The organism is Klebsiella sp. WOUb02 (genome assembly GCF_050058015.1).
GTDB lineage: Bacteria > Pseudomonadota > Gammaproteobacteria > Enterobacterales > Enterobacteriaceae > Klebsiella.
The window spans coordinates 240,656-259,457 of record NZ_CP170111.1; the positions used below are offsets into that span (position 1 = coordinate 240,656).

Sequence of the window (18,802 nt, forward strand, 5' to 3'; positions counted from 1 at the left end):
AGATCAAGTCGCGACTAATACACGTTATGCGCTGATCGGCAGCGCGTCTATTACATCGTTATCATCAGCATTCTGGTCTATCTCCAGCATGCTTTGCTGTGGCATGTACCTGTTCTGCAACAGCCAGTCCTCATTCTGTTCGGCCAGTACCGCGCCCAGCAGCCGCGTGATGCCGGCTTCATTCGGGAAGATGCCCACGACGTCGGCACGACGCTTCACTTCCTTGTTGAGCCGCTCAAGCGTGTTGGTCGAGTGCAGCTTTACCCGATGTGCTTTCGGGAAGTCGAAGTACGCCAGTACATCGGCTTCAGCATCGTCCATCAGCGCCGCCACCGACGGGAAGCTTTCCTCCAGCCTGCCCGGCAACAGTTTTCCAGGTCTCATGCGCCGCTTTGGCGTCAGCCTGTACGAACACCTGCTGCAGTACAGCTCGCACCACCGACTGATTGGCCTTGTTGACCCGGCAATGCCCATCCCGATGATTTCCCGGCGTCCGTCCGGGTTAACCGCGCAAGCGATTATTACTGCCACCGAGACCACACGCCCGCCCTTGCGCACCTTGACGTAGGTTGCATCCAGCCAGAGACAGGGCCAGTCGCCTTCGACAGGGCGTTCCAGGAAGTCTTTAACCCAACCATCGATATCGCGGCAGACACTGGAGACCTGGCTGCGCGAGATACCCGTCATGCCCATGGACTGGACCAGGGCATCGACCTTGCTGGTTGAGACTCCGTTAATCCAGGCTTCCTGTATGACGGCGTTGAGCGCTTTCTCAGAGAGCTTGCGCGCTTCCAGGAACGACGGGAAACAGGTTCCTTCGCGTAGCTTCGGGATGCGCAGGTCGAGCGTGCCAACCCGGGTGTTGTAGGCGCGGTCACGATAGCCGTTGCGGTAGGTCTCACGGTCCTCGGTGCGCTCATGACGGTCGGCATTGATGCCCGCAGTGACATCAGCATCCATGATGCGGTTTAGCATAAACTCGGTGAGGTCACGCAGGAAGTCTTCGCCGCCCAGTTGCATCAGGGTGTCGTTGAGTGCCATGCTGTTGTCAGCCATCGGTTTACTCCTTTTAAGATAATTGTGTTTACAAACCATTACCTTACCGGATAAGCCGATGGTGCTCTCCATCTCCTGCCGAATTTACACCACTCCAGTGGACTCTACCCGATTAAATCGCACCTTCCTTAACGCTTTGCTTCCGGCACCAGAATGAAAATTTAGTGATAATTTTCACAAAATTGAAAATGTCAGTGGCGTTTCCTCGCCAGTATTGTTAAAAGGAAAGCGTTCTTCAGGACGTGACCAGAATTCTCTGGGCGAGACCTGGATAAAACTGTGTGTTTCTCACACTATTTTATCCAGGTTTTTTTTTGCTTTTTTTCCTGCTGGCCAGCGGATACAGGCAACAATCACATAATGCACTGGCAATTACTGTCGTATGTAAAACGGGAATTATCATTATGAATACAGAAGTGCTGGCAGGAAATATTCTTAAGCTGGTGGGGGGAGAGGGCAACGTTGCCACGCTGGTGCATTGCGCCACGCGGCTGCGCTTTAAAATTATCGACAACAGTAAGGTTAACCAGTCGGAGCTGGAAGCGCTGGACGGAGTCATCACCGTGGTTAAAGGCTCCGGCCAACTGCAGGTTGTTATCGGTAACCGTGTGCCGGACGTGTTTCGCGCCATTGGCGCGATCTCCGGGCTGCTGGACGATAATAAAAGCAAAACGGCTGCGCCGGAGCAGAAAAACAGCGCTTCGCTGCTGGGGAGACTGATCGATCTAGTCTCGGGGATTTTTACTCCACTGCTGGGAGCAATGGCTGCCGCCGGGGTATTAAAAGGCGCGCTGGCGATTGTACTGGCGGCAGGCTGGATGACCAGCGCAGAAACCACCTATATTATTTTGCATGCGGCATCCGACAGCCTGTTTTATTTCCTGCCGATGCTGCTGGCGATTACTTCAGCACGTAAATTTGAAACCAATATTTTTGTCGGGGTCTCGATTGCCGGGGCGTTGATTTATCCCAGCATTCAACAGTTATTCACAGCGGGCAATCCAGTGACCTTCTTCGGCCTGCCGGTAATGATGATGAAATATACCGGCACGGTAATCCCGATTATTTTCAGCGTCTGGCTAATGTCGATCTTTGAGCGTTTCCTTAACCGTCATATTCACGAAAGCGTGCGTAATATTCTGACGCCGTTCTTCCTGCTCACACTGATGGTGCCGCTGACGTTAATGACCATCGGGCCTGTTGGCGTCTCGGTGAGTGAGGCTGTTGCTTCGCTGTTTGTCACCATTTATAGCGTAAACCCAATTATTGCCAGTGCGCTGATGGCTGCGGCCTGGCAGGTGTTGGTGATTTTCGGTGTGCACTGGGGCTTCGTGACGGTATTTATCAATGACATCTCGGTGATGGGCCACAGCTACCTGAAGGCGGCGTCCAGTCCGTCGGTATTTGCTCAGTCCGGCGCGTTGCTGGCCGTGATGCTGCGCACCAAAGATAAAAAGCTGAAAGCGCTGGCGGGAAGTAGCTTTATCGCCTCATTATTCGGCATCACCGAACCGGGCGTTTATGGCGTAACCCTGAAGCTGAAAAAGCCATTTATATGTGCGGTAATCGCCGCGGGATTAGGCGGCGCCATCGTGGGTTATGCCAAAAGCTCGGCGATTTCCATGGGGATGCCGGGTCTGCTGACCCTGCCTATCTTCTACGGCGAAGGCTTTATCGGCTTTATTATCGGCTGCATCGTGGCATTTGCCAGCAGTCTGGTATTGACGCTGCTGGTTGGATTTGATGACCCTGCGTTGCAATCCGTACCGCAACCCGCACCAGGGAAAAAACGTACCGTGATCGCTAAAGCAACGGCGGCGGCAAACGTAACGCAGGTGGTGGATGAGCAGATTGGTGCGCCGATTTCTGGCAAGGTGATCCCGTTGACGGCGGTAGATGACAAAGTCTTCTCATCCGGCACTGTCGGGCAGGGTTTCGCCATTGTGCCGGATGAAGGTCGAGTTTATTCACCGGTAGATGGCCATATCGCCAGTACCTTCGACAGCGGTCACGCCATTGGTATTAGCTCCAACCGTGGTGCGGAGATATTGATCCACGTGGGCATTAATACTGTTCAACTGGAGGGCCAGTATTTTCAGATGCAGGTGAAAGAGGGGGATGTGGTGCAAAAAGGCCAACTCCTACTGACGTTCGATCTCGACGAAATTAAGAAGGCGGGCTATGACACGGTGACGCCTGTGATCGTGACCAATAGCGAAGCATGGCGTGAACTGCATATCAGTGATAAACCGTATTCTCGCTCTGGCGATCCGGTGATGGCGCTGTCGCTGTAAATAAATATCGATAAGGCAGTGTAAATAACGTCATTTGCGGCGAGCTTGGTTGTCGCCACAGTAAATATAACGATGTTGGCGGTTAAATTTATCTATTCCTTCAGGGCGTAACTGATTTAATTCAGGCGAGACCTGCAATCAGCGGAAATTAAGAGCCTATCCGATTAGGGCTATCTCGCTTGCCATTTTGAACCAGGGCAGTGCTCAAACTGTCTGCGCCAATAACGCCTACTGGGATAGGGTCTAACTCTGCTGGCTGCGGGTCTTGTTTTGTGTGGGATACAATATCTAAGGGTAATGATGAAAGCGAACAAACAGAATTATAAAAAATCCATTATCGCGGCGGCTTTATTATCTTGTTATGCCGTTAGTGGCACAGCTGCAGCGCAAAAGCTCACGCTGGAGCAGCGCATGGAAATGCTGGAAGCGCAGCTTCATGCAACTCAGCAGAAATTGCAGGCTTATGAAGATAAAGAACAGGCGCAACAGCAAGCTCTCGCCGCTGCCGCTCCGGCTAAGGTGCTGACTGCTTCTGCTGCATCTTCTGCATCTGCCTCGACTGCGGTGCTGACGGCACCTGCAGCTCCCGCTGAACCGCTGGAACTGTCGCCCGACACGCTAAAAAAGATCAGCAAATATGTCCAGGATGATACCGGGTTTAAATACTCTGGCTATTTCCGTTCCGGATGGGCAAGCACGACCAACGGCGGGCCGAAATCCTGGGCGGTTGGTTCCCTGGGCCGCTTCGGTAATGAATATGACGGCTGGTACAATTTGTCGCTAAAAAAACGTGCATGGAGAGAAGGTGACAAATCCATCTGGGCTAATGTGCAGTTTGAGGGGGATTTAGGCTTAAGCCAGAGCAATGAATCCTTTGAGAAGGGTATATCCGGTGGTGGGTTGGGTAAATTCAGCAAGCTGTATGTGGAAGGTAACGGCCTGCTGCCATTCGCGCCGGAGGCCTCGGTATGGATCGGTAAACACACGCTGCCGCAGTATGAAATCCAGTCTGCTGGACTGGAAAAGCAACCGTACGCTGTCCGGCGCTGGCATCGGGATAGAAAACTGGACGCTGCCATTGGGGTCGCTGAGTATGGCCCTGACGCGGAACGATATTGATAACTACAGCACGGTGTGTAAGGCGGGTTCTTCAACCTGTAGCGATACCACTCAGGTTAACGTGAATATCGCCGAGGTTCGCTACAAAAATCTGCCGTTAACCGACAACGTTACGCTGGAGCTGGGCGCAAAATATGCCTTCGCTAATCAGACTGACGAACAGAAAGAGGCGCAGGCGGATAACGATTACTACCAGGTAAAATCCTCCTGGCTGGGTCAGGCGATTTTGCGTAATCCGATTCTCAACGGCACCAATGAACTGACGCTTCAGGTGGCCGATAATTCGCTGGCTAGTCAGTTTATGAATATATCCAGCGCCAATCCGGATTTCGATTACAACAGTTCGTATTATGGCATTCACAGCGGCGGCATCGGCTGGCGGCTGGTGAGCCAGGGGGAATTTTACCTGAGCGATAAGATTATTATGGCGCACGCCCTGGTGTACGGTCGTGGCCACGACCTCTATTCCACCTATACCGGCGCGCACACCGATTTTGAAACCGTACGTGCGGTGATCCGCCCGTCATGGATTTGGAGCCGAAATATGCAGACCGCGCTGGAGCTGGGCTATTTTAACCAGCAGAACCGCGCAAATAATCTCATTTTTGATGAGTCAGGTTATAAAGTGACGCTGGCGCAGGTATTTAAAGTGGATACCAGCATTCTCAATTCACGCCCGGAAATCCGTTTATATTCTACTTATCTGAAAGCGCTTGAAAATGAGATCGACAGCACTACTTTCAACGATGGTAAAGATTATCAGATAAGCTTCGGTGTACAGGCGGAAGTGGTGTTCTGATTTTCCGCAGTGCCGGAAAACGCTGTGCTCTCCGCCGTACCGGCGGAGAGCACATAATCCTTTCTTTGCCATAGACTTTTCACGATGCCCGCTCTTGCCAGCTATTTCTCCCGCAAAAAACAGTTCCTCGACCGTATGGATGTTCTCGTCCCGTGGTCCGATATCGCTGATATTCTGCTCCCGTGGTATCCCTCGTCCCGACGGGGACGCAGACCTTTTCCTCTGCTGCTCATGCTGCGCATTCACTGCCTGCAACTCTGGTTTGACCTCAGTGACAGTGCTGCCGAAGATGCCCTCCATGACATGCTGCCATTTCGTCAGTTTGCCGGTATCGACTGCTGCGTCCCCGACCGCACCACCATCATGAATTTCCGTCATTTTCTGGAGAAACATAATGCCGGTGAACAGGTACTGTCCCTGATTAACCTTAAACTGAAGCAGGCAGGACTGATGATGCGTAAGGGCGTGATTATCGATGCCACCATCATCTCCGCTCCCTGCTCTGTGAAAAATAAATCCGGGCAACGTGACCCGGAGATGCACCAGACCCGTAAGGGAAATCAGTGGTACTTCGGTATGAAAGCGCATATTGCGGTTGATGCCGCGACAGGCCTGACTGAAAAAGTGGTCACCACCGCCGCAAATGAGCATGACCTTAATCAGGCGGAAAATCTGATTACGGAGCCTGTGGAAGTGGTGTGTTCTTAACTCTGCAAAGACCACTGAAGGCTGCCGGAATATGAGGCTCTGAAGCTGACGGCGGGTGACAGCGAACCCATCCTGTTTATGGATGCGGTGCATCCCACGCAGTCAACGAAACTGAGTGGTGGCTGGATACGCCGGGGTGAGCGCAAACCGGTTAAAACCACCGGCAGCCGTACCCGGATGAATATCATCGGGGCACTCAGCCTGAACGATATCGCCCGGACAGTGACCAGCGATTATGCGCAGACTAATGCCAGAACCATTTGTGAGTTTTTCATCGCCATCCGGCAGACTTATCCGGTCAGGCAGAAAGTACACCTCATACTGGATGGTGCGCCGTATCACCGGGCTTCACTGGTGCAGGACTGGGCGGTGGTGATGAATATTGAACTGCACTACCTGCCCCCCCTACAGCCCGAATCTGAATCCGATTGAGCGGTTGTGGAAGGTGATGAATGAGCATGCCCGGAACAACCGGTATTTCGCCACAGCGAAGGACTTCCGGCAGGCGATAAACGGATTTTTCAGTGATACCTTGCCAGAGATAGCGGGGAAACTTGCCTGTCGTATTAACGATAATTTTCAGAAACTCAAACCAGCATCTTGAAGTTACTTGGGTATAGTACACCTGAAACATGAGTGGCTGCTGCTTGTGCCCCAGCCAACCCGGGCCGATATGAAGGAGGATGTGGCAACGTATATGCGCCACTACAATCTTGACAGAAATCATGCAGCCAACGGGGGACTTCCTCCCGTCCTCTGTGAACGACTGGCTGAGAAAAAAGTGTCCGGTTTTTATTGACCAGAACATGTACCAGCGGCTGCTGAAGGTGGACCCGCTGGCATGCATTCTGTGCGGAAAAATGATGTGCTTCAGCGGCCTGAAACGGGGGATGCGTCTGGCAGAGTCTGCTGGCCTGCCACGTGCAGCTGGCGCAGATGAAAATTTGCGGGTAAGACCGTGCGCAGGACAGATCCGCCCTGCGCACGAAAAGCGATGACAAAACAGACTAAAAAATCAAAGTACCAATGAATGCTGAATAATTGATTGGTCATTCAGAACACCAACACCGCGCCAGTTCAGCATGACGGCGGGATTTGGTGGTTAAGCTTTGTTCGTTTTTGGGGTTTAAATCCTATCAATCAAGTAAAATTTTAGTGAAAATAACAAATGTCGGCGAGGTTTCCGCATAATAGTGCGAAGAATGTTAGATTCATCACTCTTTTGCGCGGTGGAAACGCTGCGGCGGGGATGAATAATACGGCGGAAATATACTGAAAAGAGATGCAGCTGCCCGCGCTTGCTTTACAATGGTTTGCGTCGATGGGGCAACGTCAGATAAGGAAAACAATGGCCACACTAAAAGATATCGCGACCGAAGCAGGCGTTTCACTGGCGACGGTTTCTCGCGTTTTAAACGACGACGCCACTCTGAACGTGAAAGAAGAGACAAAGCATCGCATTCTTGAGGTGGCGGAAAAGCTGGAATATAAAAGTACCAGCTCGCGTAAGGCTCAGGTTCACACCGTCGGCCACCACCATATTCTGGCCATCTACAGCTACCAGCAGGATCTTGAAATCAACGATCCTTACTATCTGGCGATCCGCCACGGCATCGAAACGCAATGCGAAAAGCTCGGTATCGAGTTGACCAACTGCTACTTTAACAACGCGCTACCTGAGCTGAAAAAAGTGACTGGCGTTCTGATTGTCGGCCAGCCTTCGCGGGCGATTCGCGACGCCGCCACGGCGTTAACCGACAACGTCTGCTTTATTGATTTCCATGAACCCGGCAGCAGCTATGACGCCGTCGACATCGATCTGGTGCGCATTGCCAAAGACGTTATCGACTTTTTTATCGCCCAGGGTGCGCGACGCATCGGCTTTATTGGTGGCCAGGATGAGCCGGGTAAAGCCGACATCCGCGAAGTGGCCTTCGTCGAATATGGCCGCCTGAAGGGAGTGGTTTCGGAACAAGATATCTGGCGCGGCGGGTTTTCCAGCTCCTCCGGCTATGAGCTGGCAAAAACGATGCTGGCAAAAGCGGGTTTTCCCACCGCGCTGTTCGTCGCGTCAGACTCTATCGCCATCGGCGTGCTGCGCGCCATTCATGAACGCGGTCTCTCGATCCCGGAAGATATTTCGCTCATTAGCGTTAACGATATCCCCACCGCGCGTTTTACCTTTCCGCCGCTCTCAACGGTGCGCATTCATTCAGAAATGATGGGCAGCCAGGGCGTCAACCTGCTGGTTGAGAAAGCCCGCGATGGCCGCGCGCTGCCGCTAAACGTCTTTGTCCCCAGCGTGCTGAAGCTGCGCGGCACCACCCGCTAATCCCGTTTCTGACGCTAAATCCTCTGCGCTCTGCTCCCGGGGGCGGCGCTTAACGCGCCTTGCCCGGGCTACGGGTTTACCGCCGTCTGCGGGCCGGTAGCCCGGACAGATGCGCAGCATCGCCTCCAGGAATGCCCCCTTCCTGACGCCAACCTCAGACGCCCGGTAACGCTCATTTTGTGATCGAGTTAAAGTAAATCGCTTCCGGCGGTTTTATTTAGTAAAACCTTTACTAAAATAATCTCCATCCGTTTAGTCCGTTCAGGGAGGCGATATGAATCGCTGGGAAAATCTTCAACTCACTCATGAAAACCGGCTGCTTCCGCGCGCCTATTTCTTCTCTTACGATTCGCAGGCCCAGGCGCGAACCTTCGCCCGTGAAACCAGCAGCCGCTTTTTGTCCCTTAGCGGACAGTGGAACTTCTGCTTCTTTAACAACCCGCTGCAGGTGCCGGAAGCGTTCACCTCGCAATACATGAGCGACTGGGGGCCGATTACCGTACCGGGAATGTGGCAGATGGAAGGCCACGGCCAGCTACAGTACACCGACGAAGGCTTTCCTTTCCCGATTGACGTTCCCTACGTGCCGACCGACAACCCAACCGGCGCCTATCAGCGCATCTTTACCCTCAGCGAGGGCTGGCAGGGCCAGCAGGCCCTGATTAAATTTGATGGCGTCGAAACCTATTTTGAAGTGTACGTTAACGGTCAGTACATCGGTTTCAGCAAAGGCAGCCGCCTGACGGCGGAGTTTGATATTAGTCACGCGGTAAAAACCGGCGACAACCTGCTTTGCGTGCGCGTCATGCAGTGGGCGGACTCCACCTATATAGAAGATCAGGATATGTGGTGGTCGGCGGGTATCTTCCGCGACGTGTATCTGGTGGGCAAAAAACCGCTTCACGTCCAGGACTTCACTCTGCGCACCGATTTTAACGATGACTACGTCGACGCCACGCTCTCCTGCCAGCTGGTGCTGGAAAATCTCGCCGCGCAGCCGGACGCAGCGACGCTGGAATACGCGCTGTTCGACGGCGAAAAGGTGCTGTATGAAGGCGCAACGCCGCGCCTGAGCGTCAGCCATCTGCTGAACGTCGACTTTGCGATCGACGTGAAGGCGCCGCAGCAGTGGTCGGCGGAAAATCCCTGGCTCTATCACCTGGTGATGACGCTGAAAAACGCCGCCGGGGAGATTCTCGAAGTTATCCCGCAGCGCGTCGGTTTTCGCGATATCAAAGTGCGCAACGGCCTGTTCTATATCAATAACCGCTACGTGATGCTGCACGGCGTTAACCGTCACGACAACGACCATCTGAAGGGCCGCGCCGTAGGAATGGATCGCGTTGAGAAAGATCTGCTGCTGATGAAGCAGCACAATATCAACTCGGTACGTACCGCCCACTACCCCAATGACCCGCGTTTCTATGAGATGTGCGACATTTACGGCCTGTTCGTGATGGCGGAAACCGATGTCGAATCCCACGGCTTCGCCAACATCGGCAACCTTAGCGCCATCACCGATGACCCGGCATGGGAGCATATTTACGTTGAGCGGATCGTGCGCCACGTCCACGCGCAGAAAAACCATCCGTCGATCATTATCTGGTCGCTGGGTAACGAGTCCGGCTACGGCTGCAACATTCGCGCGATGTATCACGCCGCTAAGGCGATCGATGATACCCGGCTGGTGCATTACGAAGAGGATCGCGACGCGGAGGTGGTGGATATCATCTCCACCATGTATACCCGCGTGCCGCTGATGAACGAATTCGGGGAATATCCGCATGCCAAACCGCGAATTATCTGCGAATACGCCCATGCCATGGGCAACGGTCCCGGCGGGCTGAGCGAATACCAGAACGTGTTCTATCAGCACGACAGTATTCAGGGCCACTACGTCTGGGAGTGGTGCGATCACGGAATCCAGGCCACCGACGACAGCGGCGCGGTTTGGTACAAATTCGGCGGCGACTACGGGGACTATCCTAATAACTACAACTTCTGCCTCGACGGGCTGATTTTCTCCGACCAGACGCCTGGACCCGGGCTCAGAGAGTACAAGCAGGTTATCGCCCCGGTAAAAGTTCAGGCGACGGACATCGCCCGCGGCGAGCTGCACATCGACAATAAGCTCTGGTTCTCGACCCTCGATGACTACACCCTGCGCGTGGAAGTGCGCGCCGAAGGGGCTACGCTTGCCAGCCAGCAGCTTAAGGTACGCGATCTTGCGCCAAAAAGCGGCCGCGATATCACTATCGACCTGCCGGAGCTGGACGATCGCGAAACCTTCGTCAACATCATGGTAATCAAAGATTCCCGTACGCCGTACAGCGAGGCCAACCATCCGATCGCCGTTTACCAGTTCCGGCTAAAAGAACAGACGGTAACGAAATCGCCGCTGATAAATGCCAGCGCAACCCCGCTACGGATAGTTGATGAACGACTGAGCTACAGCATTACCGGGCATAACTTCCGCGTGGTCTTCTCAAAAGTCAGCGGCAAACTGAGCGAATGGCAGGTGAACGGCTTAGACCAGGTGACCCGTGAGCCGAAGATTAACTTCTTCAAGCCAATGATTGATAACCACAAGCAGGAATACGAAGGGCTGTGGCAGCCCAATCATCTGCAAATCATGCAGGAGCATCTGCGCGAATTCAGCGCCGAGCAGCGCGGCGATACGGTGATTATCACCGCCCGCAGCATCATCGCCCCGCCAGTTTTCGATTTCGGCATGCGCTGCACCTATCGCTGGCAGATTACCCCGCAGGGCCATATTAACGTTGAGCTTGCGGGCGAACGTTACGGCGACTATCCGCACATCGTGCCGTGCATAGGTTTTATGCTGGGCATTAACGGCCAGTTTGAACAGGTGGATTACTACGGTCGCGGTCCCGGCGAAAACTACGCCGACAGCCAGCAGAGCAATATCATTGACCTCTGGCGCACCACCGTGGACGACATGTTCGTGAACTATCCGTTCCCGCAGAACAACGGCAATCGCCAGCACGTCCGCTGGGCCGCGTTTACCGACCGTCACGGCAGCGGTCTGATGGTGGTCCCGCGCGATCCGCTCAACATCAGCGCCTGGCACTATACGGCGGAGAATCTGCACGCCGCGCAGCACTGTAACGAACTGCGTCGCAGCGATGACATAACCCTGAATATCGACGCCCAACTGCTCGGCCTGGGCTCTAACTCCTGGGGGAGCGAGGTGCTGGATAGCTGGCGGGTGTGGCTCAAACCGTTCAACTATGGCTTTACGCTGCTGCCGCTGGAAGGCGGGAGCGCTTCCTCGCAGACGCTGGCGAATCATAGCTTTGACGCCGGTTTCTTTTCCTCCGATTCACACAGCGAGGCTGAAAAATGAGAATTCTCGATAACTTAGAACAGTTTAAGCAAATTTATCACAGTGGGCGTAAATGGCAGCGCTGCGTAGAAGCAATTAATAACATCGACAATATTCGACCCGGGGTGGCCCACTCTATCGGCGATTCGCTCTCCTATCGCGTGGCAAGCGACAGCACCACGGATGCGCTGTTCGTTGGCAACCGCCGCTATTTCGAGGTGCATTACTACCTTCAGGGTCAGCAAAAAATTGAGTTTGCCGCCAAAGAGCAGCTGCAGACCGTGGCCTGCTATCGCGATGAAACCGACCGAGAATATTTGAAAGGCATTGGTGAAACCGTGCAGGTTCACGAAGGACAAATGGTGATTTGCGACACCCATGAAGCCTATCGCTTTATCTGCGACTCGCCGGTCAAAAAGGTGGTGCTCAGAGTAACTATCGAAGACGGCTACTTCCTGAATAAGTAAGTCCGCGTGAAGCAAGATGAGGCCAGCGGATCGACTCGCTGGCCTTCCCGGCCCTAACCCTCAATGTGGGCCAGATAATTTTTCGGAGGACTTATGTCCGAATCAGTTCGTGCCAAAATAGGTAAATTCGCCCTGCTGTCGATGGCGTTTGCCGCCGTATTTAACGTACGAAATATTGTTAATAACAACATCGAGTTAGGGCTCAGCTCCGCCCCTATCTTTCTGTTTGCGACGGTGGTCTATTTTATTCCGTTTGTGTTTATCATCGCCGAATTCGTGTCAGCGAATAAGAATTCCGAATCAGGTATGTACGCCTGGCTGAAGCAGCCTTTAGGCACCCGCGCGGCCTATCTCGGCTCGTTCCTGTACTGGTTTGTGAACCTGTTCTTTTTCCTGTCGCTGCTGCCGAACGTGGTGGCCTACGCCTCGTACGCCATTATGGGTTACGCCATTCCTTTCTCGCCGATGGTCACGTCGCTGATCTCTATCGTCCTGTTCGCCATGGCCACCCACATTTCCACTAAAGGTGCGACCTGGCTGGGGAAAATCTCCGAATGCGTGGCGTATGGCGTCTTCGCGCTATTTGCGATTTACGTGGTCGGCGCTTTTACCGCGCTGGGCGCGGGCCATGTCCCCGCGCAGCCGATTACGCTGCACGCCATGGCGCCCACTATCAACTGGGCGACGCTGGGGATCATGTGCTGGATTTTCCAGGCGGCAGGCGGGGCTGAAACCGTCGCCGCGTACCTGAACGACACCAAAGGTGGGCAGAAATCGTTTATTAAAGTCATCATCACCGCCGGGATCCTGATTGGTGGCATGTACGCGCTGGGCTCTTTGCTGGTCAACGTCTTTGTGGCGCGTGAAGATCTGACCTATGCGGCCGGCATGGTGGAAATCTTCACCGGCCTCGGCGCCTATTTCCATATTTCAGAAGCGCTGATGGGCCGCTTCGTCGGCATCATTCTGTTTATCGCCATTTTCGGCAGCATGATGATGTGGACCGCCGCACCGGTAAAAATTCACTTCTCTGAAATTCCTGCCGGCATCTATGGCAAAAAAACCACCGAGCTGAACGTCCACGGCGTGCCGGTGCGCGCCGCCTGGTGGCAATTTATCTTCGTATTTCTGATGCTCATCGTGAACGGTTTCGGCTCCGCCAGCGTTCAGCAAATGATGAACACCGCTATCAACCTGACCGCGGGTACCGCGATGCTACCGCCGCTGTTTATCATGGCCGCCTACTTTGTTTTCCGCTGGAAACACGACGACACGCCGCGCGACTTCCGCATGGGGTCACGAAAGGTTGGGATGGCCGTGGTGTCGATGCTGATGGTGATTTTCCTGGTCAGCATGACCGCCTCGGCTTTCCCGCCGGGGGTCGATCTGGTGAATGCCTTCTTCATTAACGTCTTTATGACCGCAGTCTTCTCCGGACTCGCGTGGTGGTGGATAACCCGCTTTGAGAAAAAACAGCGCAAGAGCCAGCCATCGGTGCTGAAATCAGTGGTAAATCCGGTGAAATAAGCGACCGTTCCTCCCGCCAGCGTTAAATCGCCTGGCGGGATTTTTTTACCCGCCAGCCAGGATCTCGCGCTCAACCATTTTCGTGATCGAGTTAAAGCAATTCATTTTTACCGCTTTTATTTACTGAAATCTTTACTAAAATTAACCACGATACTTAACTACCTCTACCCTACAAACAACACAATCCCCTTCGGCCATTCTCTGAAGGACAATGTGTGGAGATGTGTTATGTCTGATATCAAACGTAATACCATCGGCAAGTTCGGCCTGCTGTCGCTGACCTTCGCCGCCGTCTTCAGTTTTAACAACGTGATCAATAACAATATTGAGCTGGGGCTGGCGTCGGCACCTATGTTCTTCCTCGCAACCCTGCTCTACTTCGTTCCTTTCTGCCTGATCATCGCGGAATTCGTTTCGCTGAATAAAAACTCCGAAGCGGGGGTTTATGCGTGGGTAAAGAGCTCTCTCGGCGGGCGCTGGGCCTTTATTACCGCCTACACCTACTGGTTCGTGAATCTGTTCTTTTTCACCTCGCTGCTGCCGAGGGTCATCGCGTATGCCTCCTACGCCTTCCTCGGCTACGAGTACATTCTGACGCCCGTGGCCACCACGATGTTGAGCATGGCGCTGTTCGCCCTGTCGACCTGGGTTTCCACCAACGGCGCAAAAATGCTGGGTCCTATTACCTCGGTGACCTCGTCGTTAATGCTGCTGCTGACGCTCTCCTACATTCTGCTTTCCGGCAGCGCGCTGGTGGGCGGTATTCAGCCAGCGGATCCGATTACCGTGGATGCAATGATCCCGAACTTTAACTGGGCGTTCCTCGGCATCACCACCTGGATCTTTATGGCGGCCGGCGGGGCGGAGTCCGTCGCGGTGTACGTCAATGACGTGAAAGGCGGATCGAAATCATTCGTTAAGGTCATTATCCTCGCCGGGATCGTGATTGGCGTGCTGTACTCCATTTCCTCGGTGCTGATTAACGTGTTCATCAGCAGTAAAGAGTCGAAATATACCGGCGGATCGGTACAGGTCTTCCACGGCATGGCGGTCTGGTTTGGCCTGCCGGAAATCGTGGTCAACCGTTTTGTCGGCCTGGTCTCCTTTACCGCCATGTTTGGTTCGTTATTAATGTGGACCGCGACGCCGGTCAAAATCTTTTTCTCCGAAATCCCGGCCGGCATATTTGGTAAAAAAACCGTCGAGCTCAATCAAAACGGCGTACCGGCGCGCGCAGCGTGGATCCAGTTCCTGATTGTGATTCCGCTGATGATTATCCCGATGATGGGCTCCAGCACCGTGCAGGATTTAATGAACACCATCATCAACATGACCGCCGCCGCCTCGATGCTGCCGCCGCTGTTTATCATGCTGGCGTATCTCAACCTGCGCCACAGGCTCGATCATCTGCCGCGCGATTTTAAAATGGGCTCACGCACCACCGGCATTACGGTGGTCTCGATGCTGATTGTTATTTTCGCTATCGGCTTCGTCGCCTCAACCTTTCCCACCGGCGGCAATATTCTGACCATTATTTTCTATAACGTCGGCGGCATTGTTATCTTCCTCGGATTTGCGTGGTGGAAATACAGCAAATACGTGAAGGGATTAACGGTAGAACAAAAAAGAATTGAAGCGGCGCCGGCTTCCGACGCGTCATAAGCCATTTTCCCTAAAATAATAAATTACAATATCTCTTAATAATGCGATGAAAAAGAATAACTTGATTTACGGGGCGCTTGCCGCCCTGGCCTTGTGCACACCTGCCGTAGCGGCTGATGTTGCTCACCCGGCGGAACATGATGATATGAAAACGCCTCAACTGAGCGCCACTTCCTATCGTTTTTACGGTGAACTGGGGGGCGGCGGATATATGGATTTAGAAGGCGAGGATAAACATAAATATAGCGATGGCACCTATATTGAAGGCGGGCTGGAAATAAAGCACGGCAGCTGGTTTGGCTTAATTTATGGCGAAGGCTGGACGGTCCAGGCCGATCGTCAGGGGAATGCCTGGGTACCGGACCACGGCTGGGGCGGATTTGAAGGTGGAATAAACCGCCTCTACGGCGGATATAAAACCGATAGCAGCACCGAGATTATGCTCAGCCTGCGCCAGGATTCATCGCTCGACGATCTGCAGTGGTGGGGCGATTTCACACCCGACCTCGGCTACGTGATCCCCAATACGCGCGATATTATGTACGCGCTCAAGGTGCAGAACCTGGCGGGAGATTTTCGCTACAGCGTGACCGCCACGCCCGCCGGGCACCACGATGAAAGCAAAGCGTGGCTCCATTTCGGCAAATACGACCGCTACGACGATAAATATACCTACCCGGCGATGGTCAACGGCTACGTCCAGTACGATATTGCCGAAAAGGTCACCTGGATGAACGGTCTTGAGCTAACCGACGGTACCGGTCAGCTCTTGTTAACCGGTATTCTCACCCCCAACCTCGCCGCCCGCGCCTGGCACCATACCGGGCGCGCCAGGGGGCAAAACGTGCCGGGAACGGAGACCGGCTTTATGGCCAGCGCCATGTATGAAGCGCTCAAGGGCGTGTATCTCTCCACCGCCTATATCTACGCCAAACACCGCCCGGATCGCGCCGCCGAGGAAACCACCTCGTTTATGCAGTTCGGCATCTGGTACGAATACGGCGACGGACGGTTCGCGACCGCCGCGGACAGCCGCTTCTACATGAAAAACGCCTCCGGAGACCCGAGCGACCAGGTTTTCCTGATGCAATATTTCTATTGGTAAAAAGGGATATCAATACGGTGAAAATCATCACCACTCTGACGCCGCTGGCCTGCGCCCTGCTGCTAAGCTTTTCCGCCCACGCGCTGACCGCGGATGACTTTAAAAATGTTATCAACCGCAGCGGCGCGCCGCAGGCGATGCAGGATTTCGATGGCGACGACCACCAGCGTTTCAACCCGTTTTTCGATTTGGGCGCATGGCATGGGCATCTGCTGCCGGACGGTCCAGCCACCATGGGCGGCTTTACGGGGCCCGCGCTGCTCACCGAGGAGTACATCAACTTTATGGCGACCCATTTCGATCGCATGACGGTGTACCAGAACGGCAAAAATGTGGCCTTCACCATGCAGGCCTGGAGCCTGCCCGGGGCGCTGGTGCAAACGCTCTCCGCGCCCGGCGTACAAATCGAGATGACCCTGCGCTTTGCCAGCGCGCACACGTCTTTACTGGAGACTAAAATCACCAGCAGCGGTCCGCTTAAGCTGGTCTGGGACGGCGAGCTGCTGGAGACGCTCTCCGCCAAAGAGGGGAAACCGCAGTCAACGCAAACCATCGACCAGGCCTTCCCGGACTATCAGCGCCGCCTGAGCGCGACCCACGACGGACTGACGGTCAGCTTCGGTAAAGTCCGTTCCGCATCGGATTTAATGACCTCCGGCGAATCGCAGTATCAGATCCATCGCTCCCTGCCGACGGTCACCCAAATCGATGGCCATCGATTCACCAGCAGCGCGCAAATCAACGGCTCGACCACGCTCTATACCACCTATTCGCACCTGCTGAACGCCGAGCAGGTGCGCCTTGAGAAAGCGCAAATCCGCGATATTCTGGCGCGACCGGCGCACTATCTGCGCGCTTCCGAGGCGCGCTGGAACGGCTATCTGCAAAAGGGGCTGACCAATCCTGATGCCACGGCGCAGCAAACCCGGGTGGCGGTGAAAGCGATCGAAACCCTTAACGGCAACTGGCGCGCGCCGGGCGGCGCCGTTAAGCACAACACCGTCACGCCGTCGGTAACCGGGCGCTGGTTCTCCGGCAACCAGACCTGGCCGTGGGATACCTGGAAGCAGGCCTACGCCATGGCCCACTTCAACCCGGAGATCGCGAAAGAGAACATCCGCGCCGTCTTCTCCTGGCAGATTGCCGCCGACGATAAAGTGCGACCGCAGGATGCCGGGTTCATTCCGGATCTGATCGCCTGGAACCTGAGCCCGGAGCGCGGCGGCGACGGCAGCAACTGGAACGAGCGGAATACCAAACCGAGCCTGGCGGCCTGGTCGGTGATGGAAGTCTATAACGTCACGAAAGATAAAGCCTGGCTGGCGGAAATGTACCCGAAGCTGGTGGCCTACCATGACTGGTGGCTGCGCAACCGCGACCACAACGGCAACGGCGTGCCGGAGTACGGCGCGACCCGCGATAAAGCGCACAACACCGCCGATGGCGCGATGCTGTTTACCGTGAAAAAGGGCGATAAAGAACGGACGCTTTCCGGCCTGAAAACCTACGAGCAGGTGACGGCGAAGGGCGATTACGACAGCCTGGAGATCCCGGCACAGGTGGCCGCCTCCTGGGAATCGGGGCGCGACGACGCGGCGGTCTTCGGCTTTATCGATAAAGATCAGCTGGATAAATACATCGCCGACGGCGGCAAACGCAGCGACTGGACGGTGAAATTTGCTGAAAACCGGGATAAAAGCGGCAATCTGCTCGGTTATTCGCTGCTGCAGGAGTCGGTCGATCAGGCCAGCTACATGTACAGCGACAACCACTATCTGGCGGATATGGCGACCCTTCTCGGCAAGCCAGAGGAGGCAAAACGCTACCGGGCGCTGGCGCAAAAGCTCGCCGACTATATCAACACCTGCATGTTCGACCCGCAGAGCAAATTCTATTACGACATTCGCATTGAAGCGCAGCCGCTGGCAAACGGCTGTGCCGGTAAGCCGATCGTCGAGCGCGGCAAAGGGCCGGAGGGCTGGTCGCCGCTGTTCAACGGCGCGGCCACTCAGGCGCATGCCGATGACGTCATTTCGGTGATGCTGGACAACAAAGAGTTCAATACTTCTGTACCGCTGGGTACCGCCGCATTAACGAATCCGGCGTTTGGCGCGGATATTTACTGGCGCGGCCGTGTGTGGGTGGACCAGTTCTGGTTCGGCCTGAAAGGGATGGAGCGCTACGGCCACCGCGAAGAGGCGCTGCACTGGCGGACGCCTTCTTCAGGCACGCCTGGGGGTTAACCTCCGATGGCCCGATTCAGGAGAATTACAATCCGCTCACCGGCGCTCCGCAGGGCGCGCCAAACTTCTCCTGGAGCGCGGCACATCTGTACATGCTGTATAACGAGTTTTTCCGTAAGCCATAGAATATTGCCCTCTCCCTAC

8 protein-coding genes and 4 pseudogenes are annotated in these 18,802 nt (G+C 54.6%); 11 read left to right on the forward strand and 1 reads right to left on the reverse strand.

The features are described from left to right. Positions 1-24: 24 nt before the first annotated feature. The gene (locus ABOC21_RS29235) at positions 25-1,056 is read right to left on the reverse strand and encodes an IS256 family transposase (protein ID WP_426815618.1); all 1,032 of its coding nucleotides are present in this window, start codon (positions 1,054-1,056) and stop codon (positions 25-27) included. Between the two features lie 404 nt (positions 1,057-1,460). On the opposite strand from ABOC21_RS29235, the gene ABOC21_RS29240 reads away from it, so the two are divergent. The 11 genes and pseudogenes from ABOC21_RS29240 (at position 1,461) to ygjK (ending at position 18,783) form a co-directional block, all read left to right on the forward strand. Continuing rightward, positions 1,461-3,350: a beta-glucoside-specific PTS transporter subunit IIABC gene (locus ABOC21_RS29240; RefSeq protein WP_426815619.1), complete on the forward strand. Its 1,890-nt coding sequence runs from the start codon at positions 1,461-1,463 to the stop codon at positions 3,348-3,350. Between the two features lie 300 nt (positions 3,351-3,650). Continuing rightward, positions 3,651-5,268: pseudogene (locus ABOC21_RS29245) on the forward strand (carbohydrate porin). 84 nt (positions 5,269-5,352) lie between these two features. Beyond that, positions 5,353-5,967 (forward strand): annotated as a pseudogene (locus tag ABOC21_RS29250) (IS5 family transposase); the annotation flags it as partial. A gap of 39 nt (positions 5,968-6,006) precedes the next feature. Next, a pseudogene (locus ABOC21_RS29255) lies at positions 6,007-6,580 on the forward strand (IS630 family transposase); the annotation flags it as partial. Positions 6,581-7,324: 744 nt separating this feature from the next. Continuing rightward, positions 7,325-8,308, forward strand: a complete 984-nt coding sequence (gene ebgR / locus ABOC21_RS29260; RefSeq protein ID WP_426815620.1) for a transcriptional regulator EbgR — start codon at positions 7,325-7,327, stop codon at positions 8,306-8,308. A gap of 274 nt (positions 8,309-8,582) precedes the next feature. After that, positions 8,583-11,675 (forward strand): beta-galactosidase subunit alpha, encoded by a 3,093-nt coding sequence (gene ebgA / locus ABOC21_RS29265; protein WP_426815621.1) that lies wholly within the window; start codon positions 8,583-8,585, stop codon positions 11,673-11,675. Next, entirely contained in the window at positions 11,672-12,121 is a 450-nt protein-coding gene (locus ABOC21_RS29270) for a beta-galactosidase subunit beta (RefSeq protein ID WP_014226912.1), read from the forward strand. Before ebgA ends, ABOC21_RS29270 begins: the two co-directional genes overlap by 4 nt. A 93-nt stretch (positions 12,122-12,214) precedes the next feature. Then, positions 12,215-13,648 (forward strand): amino acid permease, encoded by a 1,434-nt coding sequence (locus tag ABOC21_RS29275; protein ID WP_426815622.1) that lies wholly within the window; start codon positions 12,215-12,217, stop codon positions 13,646-13,648. 228 nt (positions 13,649-13,876) lie between these two features. Continuing rightward, on the forward strand, positions 13,877-15,310 hold the full coding sequence (locus tag ABOC21_RS29280) for an amino acid permease (protein ID WP_426815623.1): 1,434 nt from the start codon (positions 13,877-13,879) through the stop codon (positions 15,308-15,310). Positions 15,311-15,356: 46 nt separating this feature from the next. Then, positions 15,357-16,415 carry a protein YgjJ gene (gene ygjJ / locus ABOC21_RS29285; RefSeq protein WP_426815624.1) on the forward strand — a complete coding sequence of 353 codons (1,059 nt, stop codon included), beginning with the start codon at positions 15,357-15,359 and terminating at the stop codon, positions 16,413-16,415. 17 nt (positions 16,416-16,432) lie between these two features. Beyond that, a pseudogene (gene ygjK, locus ABOC21_RS29290) lies at positions 16,433-18,783 on the forward strand (alpha-glucosidase). Positions 18,784-18,802 lie beyond the last annotated feature (19 nt).

Coding starts and splice junctions, on each gene's coding strand:
- ABOC21_RS29235 (WP_426815618.1), bottom strand. CDS start 1,056: ATGGCTGACAACAGCATGGCACTCAACGACACCCTGATGCAACTGGGC.
- ABOC21_RS29240 (WP_426815619.1), top strand. CDS start 1,461: ATGAATACAGAAGTGCTGGCAGGAAATATTCTTAAGCTGGTGGGGGGA.
- ebgR (WP_426815620.1), top strand. CDS start 7,325: ATGGCCACACTAAAAGATATCGCGACCGAAGCAGGCGTTTCACTGGCG.
- ebgA (WP_426815621.1), top strand. CDS start 8,583: ATGAATCGCTGGGAAAATCTTCAACTCACTCATGAAAACCGGCTGCTT.
- ABOC21_RS29270 (WP_014226912.1), top strand. CDS start 11,672: ATGAGAATTCTCGATAACTTAGAACAGTTTAAGCAAATTTATCACAGT.
- ABOC21_RS29275 (WP_426815622.1), top strand. CDS start 12,215: ATGTCCGAATCAGTTCGTGCCAAAATAGGTAAATTCGCCCTGCTGTCG.
- ABOC21_RS29280 (WP_426815623.1), top strand. CDS start 13,877: ATGTCTGATATCAAACGTAATACCATCGGCAAGTTCGGCCTGCTGTCG.
- ygjJ (WP_426815624.1), top strand. CDS start 15,357: ATGAAAAAGAATAACTTGATTTACGGGGCGCTTGCCGCCCTGGCCTTG.